At 76.9% G+C, this 3,492-nt stretch carries 4 protein-coding genes and 1 pseudogene; all 5 read left to right on the forward strand.

The window, feature by feature from the left end; all coding sequences use genetic code 11:
- Positions 1–735 (forward strand): annotated as a pseudogene (locus tag ACFV0G_RS37295) (hypothetical protein); the annotation flags it as partial.
- On the forward strand, positions 732–1,151 hold the full coding sequence (locus ACFV0G_RS37300) for a roadblock/LC7 domain-containing protein (RefSeq protein WP_380557629.1): 420 nt from the start codon (positions 732–734) through the stop codon (positions 1,149–1,151). The pseudogene ACFV0G_RS37295 and the gene ACFV0G_RS37300, both read left to right, overlap by 4 nt.
- 8 nt (positions 1,152–1,159) lie before the next feature.
- Positions 1,160–1,615: a DUF742 domain-containing protein gene (locus ACFV0G_RS37305; RefSeq protein ID WP_380557632.1), complete on the forward strand. Its 456-nt coding sequence runs from the start codon at positions 1,160–1,162 to the stop codon at positions 1,613–1,615.
- Positions 1,596–2,201, forward strand: coding sequence for an ATP/GTP-binding protein (locus tag ACFV0G_RS37310; RefSeq protein ID WP_380557635.1), 606 nt, complete (start codon positions 1,596–1,598; stop codon positions 2,199–2,201). The genes ACFV0G_RS37305 and ACFV0G_RS37310 overlap by 20 nt, the downstream gene beginning before the upstream one ends.
- 616 nt (positions 2,202–2,817) lie before the next feature.
- On the forward strand, positions 2,818–3,480 hold the full coding sequence (locus ACFV0G_RS37315; protein WP_380557638.1) for a winged helix-turn-helix domain-containing protein: 663 nt from the start codon (positions 2,818–2,820) through the stop codon (positions 3,478–3,480).
- Positions 3,481–3,492: the final 12 nt, after the last annotated feature.

Here is a 3,492-nt window from a genome sequence, read left to right on the forward strand (position 1 = left end):
CCCATGAGCACCGTCAGACGCCGTACCGCCGTCTCCGCCGTCGCCGCCCTGGCGCGGGGCGCCGGGGCCCCCCCCCGCCGCCGCCCCGGCGCCGCGGCCGACCCGGAGGCTGCCGGGACCGGCCGCCACCGCCGGGCGGAGAGCCCGGCCGAGCAGGCGCCGGCCGAGCAGAGCCCGGCCGAGCAGAGTCCCGCCGCGGTGCCGCCCCAGGCCGCGCCCGTGGTCGCCGCCGGGCCGGACCCCGCCGCGGGCGCCCCGGCCGCCGGCGGGCTGCTGCCGCGCCGGGTCCGCCAGGCCAGCCTGGCGCCGCAGCTCAAGGACACCGCGGAGGAGGCGGCCGAGCCCGTCCGGGAGCGCTCGCCGGAGGAGGCGAGGGCGGCCTTCGCCTCGTTCCAGCGCGGCTTCCAGCGCGGTCGCGGCGACCGGCTGCAGCCGGCCTCGCTCACCGTCGTCCCGGACCTGCCCGAGTCGCAGGGCGGCCGGGCACCCGAGGACCGGCGCGGGCCGCTGCCGTACGCCGGGCCCGTGCGCCCCCGGATCGCGCTGCCCTCCGCACCCGTCCCCCCGGCGCGTCCGGCGGGCCGCCCGCGCCCCGCCCAGCTGTATCCCGTACGCTCCGGCACCTCGGCACCGCAGGTGCCACCCGCAGAAAAGCAGCCGTCCGCGCCGCGGACACCTGCCGACCGTCCCGCTCCACCCGCACAACCCGCCCCAGCGGAAGGAACCGAACAATGACCGCAACGACGCAGCCGTCCGGAGACCTGAACTGGCTCCTGGACGACCTGGTGGGCCGCGTGGCCACCCTGAGGCATGCGGTGATCCTGTCCGGTGACGGCCTTGCCACCGGTGTCTCCAACGGCCTGGCCCGGGAAGACGCCGAGCACCTCGCCGCCGTCGCGTCCGGCTTCCACAGCCTCGCCAAGGGCACCGGCCGGCACTTCCGGGTCGGCGGCGTGCGGCAGACCATGGTCGAGCTCGACGAGGCCTTCCTCTTCATCACCGCGGCCGGCGACGGCAGCTGCCTGGCCGTGCTCAGCGACGCCGAGTCGGACGTCGGCCAGATCGCCTACGAGATGGCCCTGCTGGTCAAGCGGGTCGGCGAGCACCTCGCCGCCGAGCCGCGCACCGAGCCCGCCCCGCCCGGGAGATGACCGTGCCGATGAGCGACGGGCCGGACGCGCCGGTCGAGGACGACGGGCCGGAGGTCGACCTGTTCGCGCCGCGCCAGGCGGCCGACGACCGCTGGTTCGACGACGAGGCCGGACCGGTGGTCCGGCTCTTCTCGATGACCCGGGGGCGCGCCCGGCCGGTCGACGACGGCCTCTTCGACCTGATCTCGCTGGTCCGGGCGGTGGATCCGCCCGCGGCCGCCGAGGACGCCCCCGCCCTGTCGCTCGGCGCCGAGCACCACGCCCTGCTGGCGCTCTGCCGCGACGAGCCGCTCAGCGTCGCCGAGCTGGGCTCGTACGCCGACCTGCCGATCAGCGTGGTGCGGGTGCTGCTCGGCGACCTCGACGACGCCGGGCTGATCGGCGTCACCCGACCCGTCCGGCTCGCCCAGCGCCCCGACGAGCAACTTCTGCGAGACGTGATCAATGGCCTCCGTGCACTCTGACGCCCCGGCGGGTGCGCGCTCCGCGCCCTGGTCGGCGGTGGCGCTCAAGATCCTGGTCGCCGGCGGGTTCGGCGTGGGCAAGACCACGCTGGTCGGCGCGGTCAGCGAGATCCGCCCGCTGCGCACCGAGGAGGCGCTGAGCGAGCTCGGCCGCCCGGTGGACGACACCGCCGGGGTGGAGGCCAAGCACACCACCACGGTGGCGATGGACTTCGGCCGCATCGACCTGCGCCCGGGCCTGTCCCTCTACCTCTTCGGCACCCCCGGCCAGGACCGCTTCTGGTTCGTCTGGGACGAGCTCGCGCAGGGCGCGCTCGGCGCGGTGGTGCTGGCCGACACCCGCCGGCTGGCCGACTGCTTCCCCTCGGTCGACTTCTTCGAGCGGCGCGGCATCCCGTTCCTGGTCGCCGTCAACTGCTTCGAGGGCACCGAGACCTACGCCCCGGAGGACGTCCGCGCGGCGCTCGACCTCGACCCCGGCGTGCCCGTCCTGCTCTGCGACGCCCGCCGCCGCGAGGACGGCAAGGAGCTGCTGATCCGCCTCGTCGAGCACGCCGCGGCCTCCTTCGGCCCCCCGGAGGCCTGACGCCCGGTCCGGCCCCCCGACCGGCGTGTCCGCATCGTGGGACACTCGCGGCTCGGATGGCGGGACGCTTGCCGCCCCGGGCTTGCCTGCGCCCGACCTGCCGTGGAAAGCTCTTCATGACGCCGCGTTGCGCCATCATGGCGCCGTGCACAGAGGGGGGAGGGGGCAGTCGTCGTGACCGTACACCGGCTCTGCCGCACCTCGGTGTCCGTCCCCGCCGTGCCCGCGCTCACCGTGCGCCGCCACATCGACCAGGCCCTGGTCTGCAGCGCCTGCTGTCGCTGACCGACCGCCGCCCCGGCCGTCCGGCCGGACTGCCGCCCGCCCGCGGCCCCCGTCCGACCCCCCGTCAGGTCCGCCCGTCCGTGCGGTCCTGCGCCGCCTGCCCATGCGCACACCGGAGACCCCTCGTGGACCCGCACCGCCCCGCCCCCGTCGCGGACCTGGAGCCGTTCTGGCCGTCCAGGCAGCCGCACCACTTCGACCAGACGTGTCGGCGCGCAGCCGGCGCGTCCCGTCCCGCAGCTACCTGACCCACCGTCAGGAACGCATCGCCGCACGGTCTGACGCGCAGACGACGACCACCCGAATCCGTTCCGCGCGAAGAGAGCCCACCATGTCCTCCATCTCCACGGCCACCCGTACCGTCCACGCCGCCACCCCGCACCTGCGGGCCGTCCGCTCCCTCCCCGCCGCCGTCCCCGCCGACCGGCGGCACGCCCCGGCGCCGGGGCGCCCGGCCGTGCTGTCCCCGCTCCCGCCGGGCGCCGAGCCCGTGCTGCCCGCCGGCCTCCCGGAGGGCGCCACCGTCGTCGCCCTGCCGCCGTCGGCGCTCCCCCCGGGCCTGCTCGACCGGTACGGCCTGCAGACCGGGGACGCCGCCCACCCGCTGGTCGGCTACCTGCTGCTGGTCCCCGCCGACCGGGCCCGCCCGGCCGGCCCGGTCGCGGCCGTCCCCGGCGATGCCCCGCAGCCGCCGGCCCGGCCGGCCGCCCACGGGATCAGCGTCGACACGGACCGCCGCAGCGCCCACGTCGACGGCCGCCTGCTCGACCTGACCTACCTCGAGTTCGAACTGCTGGCCCACCTGACCGCGCACCCGCACCGGGTGCACACCCGCGACCACCTGGTCTCCGCGGTCTGGGGATACGGCCACGTCGGCGACGGCCGGACGGTCGACGTGCACGTGGCGCGGCTGCGCCGCAAGCTCGGTGCGGCGTACCGGGACAGCATCGTCACCGTCCGCCGGGTCGGCTACAAGTACGCGCCCGCGGCCTGAGGAACGCGAACC

Origin of the sequence: Kitasatospora sp. NPDC059571, assembly GCF_042735675.1 — a bacterium.
Lineage (GTDB): Bacteria > Actinomycetota > Actinomycetes > Streptomycetales > Streptomycetaceae > Kitasatospora.